This window comes from Deinococcus peraridilitoris DSM 19664 (assembly GCF_000317835.1).
In the GTDB taxonomy this organism is placed as follows: Bacteria; Deinococcota; Deinococci; order Deinococcales; family Deinococcaceae; genus Deinococcus_A; species Deinococcus_A peraridilitoris.
In genome coordinates this window covers 891,160-908,234 of sequence record NC_019793.1, presented here as the reverse complement: position 1 = coordinate 908,234, position 17,075 = coordinate 891,160, and the positions used below count along the sequence as shown (strand labels likewise).

General features: G+C 64.9%; 15 protein-coding genes. 2 read left to right on the top strand and 13 right to left on the bottom strand.

Annotated features, from left to right (window positions below; genetic code table 11):
* Positions 1 to 31: 31 nt before the first annotated feature.
* The 12 genes from DEIPE_RS04360 to hpaI all read right to left on the bottom strand — a co-directional run bounded on the left by DEIPE_RS04360 (position 32) and on the right by hpaI (position 12,406).
* Positions 32 to 784, bottom strand: coding sequence for an ABC transporter ATP-binding protein (locus DEIPE_RS04360; RefSeq protein ID WP_015234770.1), 753 nt, complete (start codon positions 782 to 784; stop codon positions 32 to 34).
* A complete protein-coding gene (locus tag DEIPE_RS04355; RefSeq protein ID WP_015234769.1) occupies positions 781 to 2,592 on the bottom strand; it encodes a branched-chain amino acid ABC transporter ATP-binding protein/permease in 1,812 nt (603 codons plus the stop codon). The genes DEIPE_RS04360 and DEIPE_RS04355 overlap by 4 nt, the downstream gene beginning before the upstream one ends.
* Positions 2,589 to 3,629 (bottom strand): branched-chain amino acid ABC transporter permease, encoded by a 1,041-nt coding sequence (locus DEIPE_RS04350; protein ID WP_015234768.1) that lies wholly within the window; start codon positions 3,627 to 3,629, stop codon positions 2,589 to 2,591. The genes DEIPE_RS04355 and DEIPE_RS04350 overlap by 4 nt, the downstream gene beginning before the upstream one ends.
* A gap of 92 nt (positions 3,630 to 3,721) precedes the next feature.
* The gene (locus DEIPE_RS04345; protein ID WP_015234767.1) at positions 3,722 to 4,858 is read right to left on the bottom strand and encodes an ABC transporter substrate-binding protein; all 1,137 of its coding nucleotides are present in this window, start codon (positions 4,856 to 4,858) and stop codon (positions 3,722 to 3,724) included.
* Positions 4,859 to 4,978: 120 nt separating this feature from the next.
* Complete coding sequence (gene hpaD / locus DEIPE_RS04340) at positions 4,979 to 5,962, bottom strand: 3,4-dihydroxyphenylacetate 2,3-dioxygenase (protein ID WP_015234766.1); 984 nt, start codon at positions 5,960 to 5,962, stop codon at positions 4,979 to 4,981.
* A gap of 124 nt (positions 5,963 to 6,086) precedes the next feature.
* Positions 6,087 to 7,580, bottom strand: coding sequence for a 4-hydroxyphenylacetate 3-monooxygenase, oxygenase component (gene hpaB, locus DEIPE_RS04335; protein ID WP_015234765.1), 1,494 nt, complete (start codon positions 7,578 to 7,580; stop codon positions 6,087 to 6,089).
* Positions 7,581 to 7,640: 60 nt separating this feature from the next.
* On the bottom strand, positions 7,641 to 8,051 hold the full coding sequence (locus DEIPE_RS04330; protein WP_015234764.1) for a VOC family protein: 411 nt from the start codon (positions 8,049 to 8,051) through the stop codon (positions 7,641 to 7,643).
* A 5-nt stretch (positions 8,052 to 8,056) separates the two neighbouring features.
* Positions 8,057 to 9,613 carry a 5-carboxymethyl-2-hydroxymuconate semialdehyde dehydrogenase gene (gene hpaE / locus DEIPE_RS04325; protein WP_015234763.1) on the bottom strand — a complete coding sequence of 519 codons (1,557 nt, stop codon included), beginning with the start codon at positions 9,611 to 9,613 and terminating at the stop codon, positions 8,057 to 8,059.
* Complete coding sequence (locus tag DEIPE_RS04320) at positions 9,610 to 10,281, bottom strand: VOC family protein (protein WP_015234762.1); 672 nt, start codon at positions 10,279 to 10,281, stop codon at positions 9,610 to 9,612. Before DEIPE_RS04320 ends, hpaE begins: the two co-directional genes overlap by 4 nt.
* A 3-nt stretch (positions 10,282 to 10,284) precedes the next feature.
* A complete protein-coding gene (locus DEIPE_RS04315; protein WP_015234761.1) occupies positions 10,285 to 11,085 on the bottom strand; it encodes a fumarylacetoacetate hydrolase family protein in 801 nt (266 codons plus the stop codon).
* Positions 11,082 to 11,516 (bottom strand): hypothetical protein, encoded by a 435-nt coding sequence (locus DEIPE_RS04310; protein WP_015234760.1) that lies wholly within the window; start codon positions 11,514 to 11,516, stop codon positions 11,082 to 11,084. The genes DEIPE_RS04315 and DEIPE_RS04310 overlap by 4 nt, the downstream gene beginning before the upstream one ends.
* Positions 11,513 to 12,406 (bottom strand): 2,4-dihydroxyhept-2-ene-1,7-dioic acid aldolase, encoded by an 894-nt coding sequence (gene hpaI, locus DEIPE_RS04305; protein WP_015234759.1) that lies wholly within the window; start codon positions 12,404 to 12,406, stop codon positions 11,513 to 11,515. The genes DEIPE_RS04310 and hpaI overlap by 4 nt, the downstream gene beginning before the upstream one ends.
* Positions 12,407 to 12,527: 121 nt before the next feature.
* Here hpaI and DEIPE_RS04300 point away from each other — a divergent pair, with 121 nt between their 5' ends.
* Both DEIPE_RS04300 and DEIPE_RS04295 read left to right on the top strand, forming a co-directional pair.
* Positions 12,528 to 13,595, top strand: a complete 1,068-nt coding sequence (locus DEIPE_RS04300; protein ID WP_015234758.1) for a PucR family transcriptional regulator — start codon at positions 12,528 to 12,530, stop codon at positions 13,593 to 13,595.
* Between the two features lie 205 nt (positions 13,596 to 13,800).
* Positions 13,801 to 15,771, top strand: a complete 1,971-nt coding sequence (locus DEIPE_RS04295; RefSeq protein WP_015234757.1) for a DUF11 domain-containing protein — start codon at positions 13,801 to 13,803, stop codon at positions 15,769 to 15,771.
* 141 nt (positions 15,772 to 15,912) lie between these two features.
* Here DEIPE_RS04295 and DEIPE_RS04290 read toward each other — a convergent pair whose 3' ends face one another.
* The gene (locus tag DEIPE_RS04290) at positions 15,913 to 17,001 is read right to left on the bottom strand and encodes a pyridoxal phosphate-dependent aminotransferase (RefSeq protein ID WP_015234756.1); all 1,089 of its coding nucleotides are present in this window, start codon (positions 16,999 to 17,001) and stop codon (positions 15,913 to 15,915) included.
* Positions 17,002 to 17,075 lie beyond the last annotated feature (74 nt).

The following is a 17,075-nucleotide window of genomic DNA, read 5'->3' as shown; positions in this document are numbered from 1 at the left end:
TGGGTGGCTGCACTTCATCAACAGAACGCATTCAGCGGCGTGTACCCAGGTAACTCGCTGCCACCGCCTCATTCTGCGCGAGTTCGCCCGCCGGACCTTGCAGACTGACTTCCCCGGTTTCCAGCACGTAAGCGTAGTTGCTCACCTGCAGCGCCGCCCGGGCGTTCTGCTCGACCAGCAGCATCGTGACGCCCTCAGCGCGCAGGCTTTCGAGAATCTGAAAGATCTCCCGGACGATAATGGGCGCGAGCCCCAGGCTGGGCTCATCGAGCATCAGCAGTTTGGGTTTGGCCATCAGGGCGCGCCCGATGGCCAGCATCTGCTGCTCGCCGCCCGACAGGGTGCCCGCCAGCTGACGGCGCCGCTCGCGCAGGCGGGGAAAACGGTCGTAGACGCGATCAAGGTCGGCAGCAAAGCGCCGTTCACCGCGCCGGTAACGGGCATAGGCGCCCAGCGTCAGGTTGTCCTCGACGTTCATAGAGGAGAATAGTTCGCGCCGCTCGGGCACCAATACCATTCCCCGCCCGACGCGCGCTTCCAGGCTGATGGCGGCGAGGCTCTCACCGTGATACGCCACGTGGCCGCCGCGCAGCGGCAACACGCCCTGAATCGCGCTCAGCAGGGTCGTTTTGCCCGCCCCGTTCGGTCCGATGACCGTGACGATCTGCCCGGCCTCCACCTGCAGCGAAACGCCGTGCAGCGCCTCGACCTTGCCGTAGTTCACGTGCAGGTCGTGCACCTGCAGCACCGCCCCATGCTGCGGACCGGAGTGCTCGGCGCTCACGCGACACCGCCCAGGTACGCCTCACGAACGGCCGGATGCTGCTGAATGGCCTCGGGGGTACCTTCGGCCAGCTTCTCACCGTAGTTCATGACCACCAGACGGTCGGCGAGGTTCATGACGAGGTCCATGTCGTGCTCGACCAGCAGGATCGTGACGCCCTCGTCACGCAGGCGGCGCAGCAGGGCGGACAACTCCTGCTTTTCGTTGAAGCGCAGGCCCGCGGCGGGCTCGTCGAGCAATAGCAGCACCGGGTCGTGCACGAGGGCGCGCGCGATTTCCAGCAGCCGCTGCTTGCCCAGCGGCAGATTGCCTGCCTGCAGCCACGCCTGTTCCGAAAGGCCCACCCGCTCGAGCTGCCGCAAGGCCGCCGCCTGCAGGCTGTCCTCCTCGCGGCGTTCCAGGTGCAGCATGGAGGCCACCACACCCGCGCGTGCCCGGGCGTAACCACCCATCATGGTGTTTTCCACCAGGGTCATCTCCGGAAAGAGCCGGACATGCTGAAAGGTGCGCCCCAGACCGCGCCGCGCGATGGCGCGCGAAGGCAACCGGGTCACGTCCTGCCCGCGCAGCAATACCCGCCCGGAAGTCACGGGTGACACGCCCGACACCAGGTTGAACATGGTGCTCTTGCCCGCGCCGTTCGGGCCGATCAATCCCAGAATCTCACCGGCGTGCAGGGTGAAGCTCACGCCCGATACGGCGCGCAGCCCGCCGAACTGCTTGACGGCCTGCTCGACACGCAGCAGCTCTTCTCCGGCCTGAGGCTTGGGGTGACTGGGCAGCGGTTCGGGGGCGCTCGCGATTCGCGGCGCGCCTTTGGGAACCAGGCGGTCGATCAGGGGCCACAGGCCCTGCCGGGCGAATTGCAGCATCAGGATCACCAGCAGGCCGAACACGACCGTCACGAAGTCACCGCTCTGACCGAGCAGTGCGGGCAGGATGTCCTGCAGCTCGTCGCGCAGCAGCGTCAGCAGGGCCGCGCCCAGGATGGCTCCCCAGATGTGCCCGGCGCCGCCCACCACGGCCATGAACAGAAACTCGATGCCCTGCGCGAGGCCGAAGGGTGTGGGGTTCACGAAGCGCTGAAAGTGTGCGTACAGCCAGCCCGCCAGGCAGGCCAGCAGCGCGGCCAGCAAAAAAGTCTGGATGCGCAGGGCGAAGGTATTGGCGCCGAAACTCTCCGCCACGACCGCCCCGCCCCGCAGCGCCCGAATCGCCCGCCCGGTGCGCGAGGAAAGCAGGTTCTGCGCGCCCCAGGCAGCGAGTCCCACGCACAGCCAGATCAGGTAATAGTAGGCCCGGTTGTCCGTGAGCGCGTATCCGAACACGCTCAAAGCGGGAATCTCGCGCAGTCCCGTAAAGCCGCCCAGCGCCTCGGAGTTGCCGAACAGGTAGTACAGGCTAATGCCCCAGGCGATCGTCGCGAGCGGCAGGTAGTGCCCTTGCATGCGCAGGGTCACGGCGCCCAGGATGAGTGCCACCACGCTGGTCACGCCCAGGGCGATCAGCAGTGTCCACCACGGGGAAAATCCGTAGCGGGTGGTCAGCACGGCCGTGGTGTAGGCACCCACGCCCATGAAGGCCGCCTGCCCAAAACTGGTGGATCCCGCGACGCCTGTGAGCAGCACGAGTCCCATGGCGATCAGGCTGAACAGCCCGATGTAGCCCAGCAAGGTCACGCTGAACTGCGATAGCAGCAGGGGGGCCAGCAGCACCGCGATGACGCTGGCCAGCAGAATGAGAGGCCGCGGACTGCGGCGCGCCGAATGCCCGGCTGGCGCCAGAGAAGGCGGAATCGGCGCGCTCATTCCTCTTCCTCCACATGGTGGCTGGTGAGCGAGCGCCACAGCAGCACCGGAATGATCAGGCCGAACACAATGACTTCCTTGTAGGCGCTGAGCTGAAAGGACGCGTAACTCTCCAGCAGTCCCACCAGCAGCGCACCCAGGGCCGCCACCGGATAGCTCGCCAGCCCGCCGATAATGGCGCCGACGAAGCCTTTGAGCCCGATCAGAAAGCCGCTGTCGTAGGTGAGCGGCGTGGACGGCGCGATCAGAATCCCACTGAAAGCGCCGATCAGGGCCGCGAGCGTGAAGCACAGGTACCCGGCGCTGACCGTGCTGATGCCGCTCAGGCGGGCGCCCAGGCGGTTGATCGCCGTGGCGCGCAAAGCCTTGCCAGGAATGGTGCGCTCGAAAAACAGGTACAGCGCCAGCATCAGCAGGGCGCTGAAGGCCACCGTCCAGAGGCTCTGCCCGCTCAGGGTGACGCCCCCCCCGAGATCCAGCCGACCCTCGGTAAAGGGTGGTGTACGTGAACCTTCCGCACCGAAAAAGTACAGCGCCAGGCCCGTCAGGGCGAGGTGCAGCGCGACCGCGACGATCAGCAGCACCAGCGTGCTCGCTTCACGCAGCGGCTGGAAGACCACCCGGTACAGCAGCGGCCCGAGCGGCACGACCAGCAGCAGCGACAGCGCGATCTGCGCCGGCAGGGGCAGCTTGAGCGGCGCGATCCATGCTGTGATGCCCCATGCGACAAGCGCGGCCAGAACTGCTGCGCCCACGACCAGCATGGCCCGGCGCGATTCGCCACGCCGCGTGAGGCTTACGGCCTCGATCACCGCGCTGATGGACAGCAGACCCAGCAGCAGCCACAGCGTGCCGGGTGTGCGACCAAGTTGCAAACTCGCCAGGGTGAGGGCGCCAAAGGTGACGAATTCGCCTTGCGCCACGAAGATCACACGGGTCACGGCGAAGACCAGCACAAGGGCGAGGCTGAGCAGGGCATAGACCGCACCGTTGGTGATGCCGTCCGCTGCCAGGATGGAGGCGATCTGAAAATCCAAGAGAAGCTCCTTTGCTGTCCGTCGAGTTGACTGCCTCACAAAATAGCGAAGAGCAGAGGAGTGTCACCCTGCTCTTCGCGCGCGAATGCTCGTTACTTCAGCAGCTTCCAGGTGCCGTTCTCGATGGTGACCATCACGCGCGCGCGCGCGTTGAGGCCGAGGTGGTCGTCCTTGCCCATGTTGAAGATGCCGTGCGTGCCGATGACGTTGCGGGTGTTCTCCAGCGAGTCACGCAGCGCCGCGCGAAACTCGGCGGTCCCGGGCCGGGCGACCTTCAGGGCGCTCGGAACGGCTTTTTGCAGCAGCAGACCGGCGTCCCACATGTGACCGCCGAAGGTGTTGATGGTGCCCGCACCGTACTTGTCCTCGTAGAGCTTGATGTAGTTCAGCGAGGCTTTCTTGTTGGGGTTGGCGTCCGGCAGCTGCGAGGCGACCAGAATCGGTCCGGCAGGCAGGATGGCGCCCTCGACGTCCCGGCCACCCACCCGCAGGAAGTCGGGGTTGGCGACGCCGTGCGTCTGGTAGATCTGGCCGGTGAAGCCGCGGTCCTTGAGGGCTTTTTGCGGCACCACGCCGGGCACGCCCGACGCGCCGACCAGCACCGCGTCCGGACGCGCCGAGACGATCTTGAGCACCTGTCCGGTGACGCTGGTGTCGGTGCGGTTGAACTTCTCGGTGGCGACGACGCGGATGCCGCGCTGCTGTGCGTACTTCTGAATTTCTTTCAGCCAGCCTTCGCCGTAGGCGTCGTTGAAGCCGATGTACCCGATGGTCTTGACGTTGTTGGCCGCCATGTGCTGCGCGATGGCCGCCGCCATCAGGGCGTCGGTCTGCGGCGTCTTGAAGACCCAGAAGCGTTTGGGGTCCACGGGAGCGATGATGCTCTCGGAGGCGGCCAGCGAGATCATCGGCACCTTGGCCTCGGCGACCACGTCGATCATGGCGAGGCTGGCGGGCGTGGTGGTCGTCCCGATGATGATGTCGACCTTGTTTTCCTGAATCAGCTTGCGGGCGTTGGTGACGGCGGTGGTGGTGTCCGACGCATCATCCAGAATGATGTAGTTTACCTTCTGACCCGAAAGGGTCTGCGGCAGCAGCGCCACGGTGTTGCGCTCGGGAATGCCGAGGGACGCGGCGGGTCCGGTGGCCGAGACGATGACGCCCACGTTCAGGTCGGCAAGTGCCATCGAGGTGCCTGCCAGCAAGGCAGAGAGCAGCAGTCGTTTCATACGTCCTCCTGTGGGTCCGCGCCCGCAGGCGCTCGCCCGGCGACCTTCTGCAGCGAAGGCCGGATCGGTTGTGTGTACGACGTATAGTATCTCACCAACCTGAAAAAGAATGCGCGCTCCTCAGATCACGTTGACCGGAATGCCCTGCAGGCGTGCGGGCTGGGACCTCACCCAGCCGCCCTCGAAGGCTTCGAGCAGCGATCCCTCCTCGAACCAGCTGCGCGGCGTCCGGGCACCCCACAGGGTCTGTCGGCGCGGATCGTCGAGATGCCAGCGGATCGGCTGAAAGTCCGGATCGACCGTCAGGTAGTCGCTGGTGTAAAGCTCGATGCGGTGCCCGTCGGGGTCGCGGATATACACGAAAAAGGCGTTGGAGATGCCGTGCCGTCCCGGGCCACGCTCGATCAGTTCCGGTCTGCGCGCGCCGGCCAGAATGTCGCAGGCCCTGATGATGCTCATGGCGTCGGGCATCCAGTAGGCGAAGTGGTGCAGCCGGGGTCCGGCGCCGTTGGTGAGTGCCAGGTCGTGCACCCCTCCGCGCCGCTGAATCCAGGCGGCCCAGATGTTGGCGTCGTCGTCCTCGGTGAACTCGGAGAGCCGGAAGCCCAGCTCGTCCATGTACCAGCGCATGGTGCCCGCCACGTCCGGGCTCATGACGTTGACGTGGTCGACACGCTGCAGGCCTGGGCCACGGTGCTGGTGGTACTCCTGGAGCAGCCAGGGGTGCGTCTGGGCCTGCGCATAGAAGGCGACCGGCGTCCCAAAAGGGTCCTGCAGCCGCAGCAGGCGTGGCCGGTCGACTTCGCTTTCCCAGCGCCAGGGCAGATCCTGCGTGTCGGCCAGGGTAATCAGCGCCTCCAGGTCGGCGTCGCTGCGCACCCGGTAGGCGAGGTGCTTCACGCCCGCCTCGGGCGCGAGTTCCAGCTTGAGGGTCCATTCGCGGTCCTCGACGCCCCGCAGGTACAGGGCACCGTCGGTTTCGTGCAGGACGTTGAGGCCCAGCAGGTTCACGTAGAAGTCACGCGAGCGCGCCAGGTCGGTGACGTAAAAGATGGCGTGCGCGATGCGGATGATGTCGGGTCTGGCGTGTGAATCGTTGGCCATGACTGCCTTTCGGAGGATAAGGGGCTTGGCGGTGAGCGGTGAGGCTTGAGGGAGCTTGGCCGTCAGCGGTTAGCCTTGCGCCAAAACACCAAACAGCGCTGCTGAGCCCGGCTGACCGCTTTTTTCAATCGTCCGCCGCGACGCCCTGGGGCTCGCTGCGGCGTGCCAGAAACTGCTGCACGCGCTCGACGTAGGGTTCCTTGTTGTAGACCTCGTAGAGCGCCGAGGCCATACGCACCGGGTCGCCGAAGAAGTGCTTCTCGTAGAGGTTCTGGCGCGCGCCGAAGCTCGAGAGCGTCATGTCCCACGCCAGGCGGAAGAGTTTCAATCTCTCCTCGGCGCTGGCGTTGCCGGCCTGCAGGTATTTGGCGATTTGGGCGCCCAGGGGGCCTTCGCGGTCGGCCTTCGTGGGCATCATGATGATGCCCGAGGCGCCCAGCAGCTGGATCAGCTCGTTGAGCTTGGGGTACACCTGCGGATAGTAATTGCGCGCCGCGTCCAGGGGGCCGCGCGCCGGGGTCATCACACCGTACTCGTTGGGGGCCGCACCCTCCTCGGCCGCCACGCGCAGCGCCTTCATGATCTCGAGCGTCACGATGAACTCGCTGACCTTCTGCTGCACGTGTTGGAACTGTCCGCTGCCAATGGTGTTCACGATGCTCTGCGCGACGCCCAGCAGCGCCTCGGTCTTGGCGATTTTGCCGCAGACCACCTGGTGGGCCATGTGCAGCACCGCGCCCGTCCTGCCGTAAGCCTGATTGGCGAGCTTCACGTCGTAGAGCAAAAACACCCGCTCCCAGGGCACCAGCACGTCGTCAAAGATCACAAAGGCGTCCTGCTCGTCAAAGCGGCTCGCCAGCGGGTGGTCTTCCACATCACGGCCCTGGTCAAAGGGCTCGCGGCACTGAAAGTACACGCCGGGCGCGTTGGTGGGCACCGCGAAGGCCATGGCGTACTGGCTCTTGTCGGCGTTTTCCTTCAGAACCGTGGAGGGAAAGATCAGAATCTCGTCGGCGATCGGCAGCGTGGCCATCATGCGCGCGCCGCGCACGATCACGCCTTCCTCGGTCTCGCGCACCACGCCGAGAGCGATATACGGGTCGGGCATCTCGGAAGCCATCTTGGCGCGGTTCACCTGCGGATTGGTTAGGGCGTGGGTGAGGCACAGGTCGCCCTCGCGTACGAACTCGTAGTAGCGGCGCATGTTCTCGCCGAAATTGCGCCCCGAGCCTTCCTCGCCGCTGCCCTCGCACTGATTGAAGTAGTCGGTGGCCAGGGCCGCCGCCATCAGGTTGACGTTCAGGTAATCGGGCGTGCGGCCCATGAAGCCCAGGCTGTAATCGGCCCAGGCCTTGTGCATGTCACCCCGCCGCCGCAGATCGTCCTTGCTGCGCGGAACGAGAAAGCTGGTGCCGTAGCGCTCGCCGTTTTCTTCAAAGGTCAGCACGTCGCGCCACTGCGGATCGAACTGCAGGTCGTAGAGCCCGGCAATCGACCTCGCGATGTTGCGGGTCTTGGGATGGGTGGTGGCGTCCTCGACACGCTCGCCGTCGATATACAGGGTGGGCGGATTGCGCCGCAGGCCCTCCAGAAACTGTTGTCCGGTTCGTGCTCCCATGAGCTCCTCCTTGCTTGTGGATGCGGGCGGTTCGGACCGCCCTTCGCTGATCGGGTTGGTTCAAAATTGCGTCTGACGGTTTTCTTCGGGCTCTGTCACGTCCACTTCGTGGTACTTGAATACCTTGACGACGTAGCCGTCCGGGTCCTGCACGAAGAAGCCGTAAGGTCCGGTGGCACTGCGGTAGGTTTCACGCATGTCACGCCCCAGGACGGCGGAGCTACTTGCACAGCGTATGAAGGCTTGGTCTACAGCCTGAAAATCCGGAAGCTCAATTCCGATATAGACCACGGCACTCGGGTTCACGGCAGTTTCTGCTTTATCGAAGATCAGGCGACTTCCCCTGCTGAACCCAACGAACAAGCGCTGGGCTGCATTGTGCCAAGACACGTGTGCCCCGAGGTTGTGGTAAAACGCTTCGGTCTGTGGCAAGTTGACGGCTTTAAATGCCACGTGTTCGAGTTGGGGCATAGTAATCACTCCGCCAGTTTCCTGTCGGCTTCGTCGCGCGCGGGCTGAGGCTGCGAAACGCCCAGCCGGGCGGTCTTGTGGGTGCCGAGAGAGATGGCGATGTTCTTGGTTTCCATGTAGAAGTCGAAGCTGTAATCGCCGCCGTCGCGCCCGATCCCGCTGGCCTTCACGCCGCCAAAGGGCGTGGGCAGGTGGCGGACGTTTTCGCTGTTGACCCACACCATGCCCGCCTCGAGTTGTTGTGCGAAGGTGTGCGCGCGGGTCAGGTCGTTCGTCCACAGGTAGCCCGCCAGGCCGTACTTCACGCCGTTGGCGATCTCCAGCGCCTGCGCGTCGTTCTCGAAGGGAATGGCGGTCAGCACGGGCCCGAAGATCTCTTCCTGCGCGATGCGCATGCCGCTTGCCGCCTGGGTGAAGAGGGTCGGCTGCACGAAGTTCCCCTCGATGACCTGACCGCCCGCCGCGATGACCGCGCCTTCCTCGGCGGCCAGCGTGAAGTAGCTGCAGACCTTTTCGGTGTGCTTCGGGTGAATGAGCGGGCCGATTTCGGTGGCCGGGTCAAAAGGGTCACCCACCCTGATGTTGCGGGCGCGCTCGGCGACGCGCGCGGTGAACTCCTGGTAGATCTCCTGCTCGACCAGCACGCGCGAGTTGCTCGTGCAGCGCTCCCCGTTGAGGCTGTAGATCATGAACACCACCGCGTCGAGGGCCTTGTCGAGGTCAGCGTCCGCGAAGACCACCACCGGGTTCTTGCCGCCCAGTTCCAGGTGGTAGCGCTTGAGGGTGTCGGCGCCCTGTTTGGTGATCAGGCTGCCGGTGCTGCTTTCACCCACAAAAGCGATCGCCTTGATGTCCGGATGCTCGGTGAGGGCCTTGCCGGCGCTCTCCCCGTAGCCGTTTACGAGGTTCACCACGCCCTTGGGGACGCCCGCTTCATCCATGATCTCGGCGAGCAGCATGGCGGTGACCGGGCTCCACTCGGCGGGCTTGTGCACCACCGTGCAGCCGGCTGCCAGCGCCGGGGCGATCTTCCAGGTGGAAAGCATGAAGGGCGTGTTCCAGGGGGTGATGACGCCGACCGGACCGATGGGCTGGCGGATGGTGTAGTTCAGGAAACCCTGGGTGGGCAGGCTCAGGCCGTCCTGCGCGCTCTCCGCACGGTCCGCGAAGAAGCGGAAGTTCTCGGCGCCGCGCGCCGCCGCGCTTTTCATGAAGCGGATCGCCTGCCCGGTGTCGAGGGTCTCCAGGTGTGCGATCTCGTCGGCGCGCGCTTCGATCAGGTCGGCGACCTTGTTGAGAATGCGCCGCCGCTCCTTGCCGCTCAGGTCGCGCCACGCCGGAAAGGCCCGCGCCGCTGCCCGCGCGGCAAGGTCAATGTCCCGCGCGTCACCGCTGGCGACCGACGCGATGAAGCTTCCGTCGATGGGCGTGGCGGTTTCAAACGTCTCACCGGAGACCGAATCCGCCCAGGCGCCGTCGATGAAGTGCTTGACACCACGCTCCGAGATGCTGGTGCGCAGCGCCTGAATCTTTTGTTGTCGTTCGTCCAGGGTCTGGATCATGGGCTTACCTCCTGAGCCGGGCAGTGGTGGGTGTATCGAAAGGTGCCGCGTGGCGTCCGGGCGACGAGTTCGAAGGGTGCACACGGAGCGGGTCGGTTCACGGGAAACCAGCCCCGAGCTTCCGGAACGGTGATGAACATCCCCTCGGATGTGCCGACGGCAGTGAAGGTGTCGCTCTCGCCTTTGTACGGCTGCAGACCGTGCCGGGTGCTCAGGTGTTGCACGTACTGCGCGACATCAGGAACCACCAGCCCGATTTCGCTGACGTGCAGCAGGCTGCCGGCGCCGAACACTTCAGTGCTGGCGTTTGGCAGGTCATGCCGGGCGATCAGCTCGGCGATGTTGCCGTCGGCATCGTCGAAATACACGTTGTGGGTGTTGAACTGCGGGCTGTGGAAGAGCTCCTGATTTTGCCCGTCTGTCAGGAGTGTCACGCGTCGGCCCAACCACTCGCGGGCCTCGGCGATCTGGTTTTCGGGCACCGTGAAGGCGAAGTGGTAGAACCCGGCAAACTGCGGGTCGTGGACGAACTCCAGCAGGGTGGTCCCTACATGGACGTGCAGGCGGCTCTCACCGGTGCGCTCGGTGTCCAGCCCCAGGGTCCCGGCGTAAAATGCCTGCTGTCGGGCGAGGTCACGGCTGCGCAAGCTGAGGGTTTGAATGTCCACCGTTCACCGCCCGTCCCAGACGGGTTCTTTGTCCTCGCGCCCCTTGATGGGCTCGGCGTCCTCGGTCTCCATCACGACGTCGTTCTCCAGCGCCTCCAGCCCCTGAACTTCCAGGCGCATCACGTCGCCGGGATGCACGTGGCTGATGCCTTTGGGGGTGCCGGTGAGGATCACGTCGTCCTTTTGCAGGGTCATGAAGCGCGAGATGTGCTCGATCAATTCGGGAATCGAGAAGATCATGTCGCGGGTGCTGCCTTCCTGGCGCAGCTCCCCGTTCACGAACGCGCGCAGGGTGAGGTCGTGCGGATCGCTCACCTCGTCGGCGGTGACGTAGTAGGGCCCGAGCGGGCCGAAGGTGTCCCAGCCCTTGCCGCGCAGCGGTGGCCGGAAGGTGTTGGTGACGTAATCGCGCACCACCAGGTCGTTTCCGATGGTGTAGCCGCCGACGTAATCCATGGCGTCCTTCGCCTTCACGCGCCGGGCGTCGCGGCCGACGATGACGGCCAGCTCGACCTCGTAGTGCATGAACTCTGCGCCACGCGGATAGATGACGCTGCCACGGTGGGGCAGAAGGGTGGTGTTCGGCTTCCAGAAGAGGGCCGGCTCGGTGGGCTGCGTCAGGCCCAGCTCCCCGGCGTGGTCGTTGAAATTCAGCGCCAGCGCGATGACCTTGGGCGGGTCCACCGGCAGGCGGAAGGTGACCTGCGACGGATCATGCGCCTCGCCCGCATGGTCGATCAGCATTCCCCTTTGAAGCTGACCCGTCAAAAAACGTCCTCCGGAAATGAAGCGGGCGAACTTCATTGTTCTTCTCCTGTTTCGGCTTCGAGCGAAGGATTGCGGCCATAGCCGGGCCGCTCAGCCTGACGCAGGCTGGACCAGTCCTGGCCGCGGTAGTGTTCGAGGGTGAACTGCGTTTGGGCATCAAAGGCGCTCGGACTGTAGGAGAAGGTCAAAGGCATGTAGCTGACATCCCACCCAGAAAGGTGCGCGTTATTGAATAGCGCCTGCTGTTGTTCAGGTGTTTCGACGTAGAACACGACGGCGCCGCCCGGCTTGCCGATAAAGTGGTCGTGCCATAAAGCGAGTGGCAACGCGGTGTCACCACTTAACGCGTTGATGGCGTTGTTTGCGTCTCGGGCACTGACACCAACGGGTGCAAAGGCATGCACCATGTAGCACCGGGCTTTCTTGGTGGGTACACTGAGCGCTTTTTCATGTACGTTCTGCTTCACGCGAGCTCTCCTTGCAGCAGCCCGCAACTCTGGGCCATCTTGCGCAGCCGCGCCTCGATGTCGGGAGTGGTCGGTCCGAGGGGCTCACGCCACTCTTTCTCGCACAGGCCCATCCAGCTCAGGACCGTCTTGAGGGGAATGGGGTTGGTGTCCCAGAAGATCGCGTCGTTGGCTTCCAGCAGGCGGAAATGCACCTCCAGCGCTTCGCGGTACTTTCCGTCCAGGGTGAGCTGACACAGCTCGGCGGTTTCCCGGGGCAGCCAGTTGGCAGTGGCGGCGATGGTGCCCACCCCGCCCACGGCCATCATGGGAAAGGTCAGGGCCTCGAGACCGCAGAACACCTTGAAGTCCCGCCCAACCGCGCGCAGCAGGTCACTGACATACTCGACGTCCTTGCTGCTGTGCTTGAGACCCACGACGTTCGGGTGCGCCTCGCGGACTTTGGCCACGGTGTCGATTCTGATCTCGACGCCGCTGCGGCCCGGGATGTTGTAGAGCACCACCGGCAGCTCCGGCACGCTGGCGGCCACCTTGCCGAAGAAATCCACCAGGCCGGCCTGGTTGGGCTTGATGTAGTACGGCGTGATCACGAGCGCGCCTGCTACGCCCAGGTCGGCGGCGAAGCGGGTGATCTCCAGGGTCTCGTCGAGGCGCAGGGTGCCGGTGCCTGCCAGCAGGGGCACGCGGCCACTGACGATCCGGCTGGCCAGCGCGATCAGGTCCTTGCGTTCCTGCACGCTGAGGGTGCCGGGTTCGCCGGTGGTGCCGCCCACGCTGACCCCGTGGGAACCCGCCGAAATCTGTCGCTCGATCAGGCGTTCCAGGGCCGCTTCGTCGATACGGCCATTTTTGAAGGGGGTGACCAGCGGCGTGATAGAACCTTGCAACATGTGTCCTCCGTGGAGGCCCAATTCGGGCCGCGCTTTGTCGTTCTCTTCAGCCTAATGGCCGTGGAGCGAGGCGCCAAGGTTGGTTCTACAAAAAACTCCCGTTAAGCTGTGAAAGATCACAATGGACAGAATCACCGCGCCTTCAGGGCTGCCCGTACAAGCGCTGCTCGCAACCTTGCGCAGCGCCAAGCCCGAACGCGAGCTGGCCGCCCTGATGGCCGAACTGACCGGAGGAGAGGTGGCCATTGTCGCGCCCTGGGGCGAGGTGCTGGCCGGCAGTGCACCCAGGGCGCCCGTCAGGCACGAAGTGCGTGACGAAGGCAGCCTGCTGGGGACGTTCCTGCTAAGTCACCGGCCCGGCGACCTGACCCTGCTGAGCCTTGCGGGCGAGGTGTACACCCTGATCGTCTTGCAACGCGCCGCGCGCGTCGCCCGCGCGGCTGCGGCCGGTGAGGCGCTGCTGGCCGAGTTGCTGAGCGGTTCGCGTGCGCCCGATCTGGCCGAACGGCTTGGAGTGTACGGCCTGGAAGACGAGCCTTACGCGGTGGGCGTGGCCGAGTTGTGGGGCCGGCGGGCACGTTCCCGCTCTGCCCGTCAGAGCCTGACGAATGATCTGGAGGGGCTGCGCGTGGCCGGTGACGCGCTTTTTCACGCGCGCGCCCACCGCGCGCTCTCGGCCGTGCGAGGCGGGCGGGTGGTGTGGTGGTGGACCACGGGCGAGCCTCACGGTCAGGCTGACGCGCTCCTGAGCGCACTGCTGGCCTTTACGAACGAGGATGTGCGGCTGGGAATCAGCGAAGCGCACGCCGAGGTGGAGCGTGGCAACAGCGCCCTGACGCAGGCGCTGCTGGCGCTGGGCAGTACCCGCTCGGCCCGTTCCTGCGCGCTCTTCAGCACCCTCGATCCGCTGCACTGGGTGCTGAGTTCCCTGCCGGGGGGGCACCTGCGCCTGTGGCGTGACAGCCTGCTCGGCCCCCTGCGGAAAGCCGACGAGGACGGCCGCCTGCTCGACACCCTGCGCGCTTACCTGCACGATCCTGACCACAAAAGCGCCTTGGCCGAACGCCTCAACATTCACCCGAACACCCTGCGCTACCGGCTGGGGAAAATCGAAGAACTGCTCGGGCAGCCGCTGTCGCATCCGGCCACGCTCGCCCGGCTGTACCTCGCGCTTGGTCCGGAGGCCTGAACACCGGACATCCCCTTGCCTGTCCGCCGTTGCTTCCACGGAGCAAGCGAAGCGGCGGCCCGGCAGGCGTGTGCCCGGCCCCACGTCATTTGAGGCCCGCGCTCGACGCCAGCGACCTACAATGAGCTGACCGTGAAATCCGCTTAAACATCCGGTCATGATCGCGCCGGTTTCTCGGTCTTTCACATAGATCAGGAGTGTCCTTATGCAATCCCGTTTTCTGTTCGCTTCACTGGCCTGGGGCTTGTTGCTGGCCGGCTGTGGCTCGAGCACGCCCGATTCCAGCACGGCCCCGAGCACGTCGAGTCATGTCACGCTGCAGATGGCCTTTCCGGTGGACACCCACAGTCTGCGCACGCAGGGTGTCTCGGGACAGGTCACCTCGGCCAAGGTTCTGATTTTCGATGAAGATACCAACAAGACGGTCAGCAGCGTAACCCTTTCGCCACAGAACAGCGCCAGTACCATTGCCTTGGCCAATGACAAGACTTACCGTTTTGAGACGTCGGCACTGAGCGGTGCGACCGAGCTGGCCTGGGGAAAGCTCAGTCAGAAGATCACCGCAAACGTCACGCTCGACCTGCCAGTCAACAGCATTCTCCAGACGGCGAGCCTGATCGAAGGAACACAAAGCCAGGCGGGTGGAACGGTGCCGCTGTACCTGAATGTCAACGGCCCCCTGGGGAACGCGGTGCCGCAGGGTGATTACAGCGTGGTTTACAGCGCCCAGAACGCCACAGTGGTCAGTGAAAGCAAGCTTGGCGTGGTGGTGAAGCCTACCGGTTCCGGTGACGTGACGGTGCGGGCGAGCGTCCAGGGCCAGGACGCGAACCACACCACGGCGACCCTGAGTGCCTCTAAGGTCTTTCAGCCGGTCGTGCAGGCATCGACGCCCTGGTATGGCGCCGTGACCGGCAACTGGCCGACCAGGTACGACTTCTCCATGACGGTCATGGGTGAATTCTGGCTGAGCGGCAAAACGCAGCGTATTCCGATCGGGACCGTGCAAAACGGTGCCGTCAGCCTGAACCTGCCCGACATGCGCGGTCTCACGGGCGCGCTGATGATCGACGGACGCAACTGCACGGCTGACGAGACGGGTGGACAGTTTGGCGCCTTTGCGGTGAGCAGCTTTCCCCTTTTCGGTCAGGCCAACACGAGTGGCCGGGTCGGGGGCAGCTCGATTTATCTGTCTGGAAGCGACGGCTATTATTACTCCTCGGCGCGTCTGCTTTACGCCGACCGCGCCGTGCAGGGGCTTTATACCTACACCTGCAAGGAAAGCTACGGCTACACTTCGTCCATCACGCTCAATCTGGATCTGGCCGCAGGCTGGAATGTTCTTTACTCGGGCCCAAACGGCCAATGGCAAGCCACCAGGCTGACCGACACCCTGCCAGGTGGGCTGTCCTGGCGGCTTTCCGATTCGGTGCGTCTGACGGACTTTTCGCTGCAGGGCAATGTGGACGTGACCGCACCCTACCTGGGCTCCACGGTGACTTACACCATCAAAGTCACCAACGCCGGTCCGGACTCGGGCAGCTGGCTGTACGTGCGTGGGATTCTGCCCTCCGGAGTGAGCACGGTCAGCTACGCCAGCAGCCAGGGTTCATTTTCAGGCAGTGACAATGCGTGGTACCTCGGTGAACTGACGTCCGGGCAATCGGCGACCCTGAACGTGAGCGTCAAGGTCAACAGCGGGAACGGCACGGTGAGCAGCAGCCCATATATCGATTTGGCCGAAACCTCGTCCTCATTTGACAAGAACACGCTCAACAACCGTACCACCATCACCATGGACGTCCAGCCGCAGCCCGGTGCGTCCAACGCGGTGGGCGTAAAGATCGACACCACAGCACCGGTACTGACCATGAACGATACGGGCACCGCCACCGTTGGCACGGAAATCAAACTGAGCGGTACCGTTCGTGACGCCTACTCCTACTCCTACGACTCGACCCATTCATCAGGGGTACGCAGGGTCGAAGTGTACGAGGGCCCCAGGCTGATCGGAACCGTGCTGGCCGCGGACCTGAAGGCGGGCAGCGATCCGCAGCAGTTCGTCTGGTCGCAGGCCTGGACGCCCGGGCAGCGCGGCCCGGTGCGGCTGACGACCTTGGGCTACGACAACGCGGGAAACGTCTCGCGCAGCGAGCTGATCGTACAGGTGCAGTGAGCCGGGGCGCCCGTTGAGGCGCACATGAAACGGGCGCCTTCAGTGGGCGCCCGTTTTGCTGGAAGCGGCGCAGTTTCGTTCTCACGTCAGCTCCCGCTGCTCCTCGCTTCGCCTGTCGACGGCGTGTCCGGGCCGGCAGGCTCAACCCGCCTGAATCTGCATGGCCGCCGCCAGAAAACGGTCGTTTTCCTCGGGCAGGCCGACGCTGACGCGCAGACAGCCTTCCAGCAGGTAGCCCTTGTCCTGTCGGCGCGTCAGGACGCCGTGGTCGATCAAAGCCTGATAAGCGGCGCCCGCGTCGGGGGTGCGCACCAGAAAGAAGTTGGTGCTGGAGGGCAACGCCCGCCAGGTCGGGTGCGCGCGCAGGGCCTCGAGCATGCGCCCTCGCTCGGCGACCGTGGCCTGCGCTCGCTCGCGCACGTACTCGGGGTACTCCAGTGCCACCTCGATGGCTGCCTGGGTCATGACGTTGATGTTGAAGGCCGGCACCAGCTTTTGCAGTTCGCTCGCCAGCGCCGGAGAGGTCAGCGCGTACCCGAGCCGCAGGCCCGCCAGGCCCCAGGCCTTGGAGAAGGTCCGCACGATCAGGCGGTTCTCGTGTCCGCGCGCCAGGTTGCGGTAGTCGCTGCCGCTGTACTGGTGGTACGCCTCGTCGATCACGGTCGTCCAGCGCTCACCGGCCGCCTCGACCAGACGGGCGACGTCGCTCTCGGTGTCCAGGAAGCCGGTCGGCGCGTGCGGCTCGGTCACGTAGAAGACGCCGGGTCCGCCCTGCAGTTCCCGCTCCAGGCCTTGCAGCGGCAGCGAGAAGTCCTCGTTGAGCGGCACTTCCACGAGCTTCGCGCCCAGCATCAGGGCTTCGAGTTCGTACACCGCGAAGGTGGGTTTCACGGTCAGCACCGTCTGGCCGATGCCGCTCATCTCGGTGAGCAGCTTGATCAGTACGTTGCTGCCGGGCGTGACGATCACGCCTCGGGGATCCCAATCTTCGAACTGCGCGATTTTTTCGCGCAGGGTGTCGGCGTTCAGGTCGGGATAACGGTTCCAGGGCTTTTGTACGGCGCGCTCCAGCGCGAGCCGTTTGAGGTCCTCGGGAAAGTCGAGCGGACTTTCGTTCTGGTCGAGCTTGACCGGCGTGTCGATGGGCGTGAAGGGATAGGCGGGCGTGCGGCGCACGTCCGCGCGAACGCTCGCGAGAGAGTCCGGCAGAATCGGGTCCGAGGTGGTCATGCCTCATCCTAACCGCCTGGACGTGCCCGGCCGATAGCGTTCCTGCTACACTTTCCGTATGAGCGTTTGTTTGG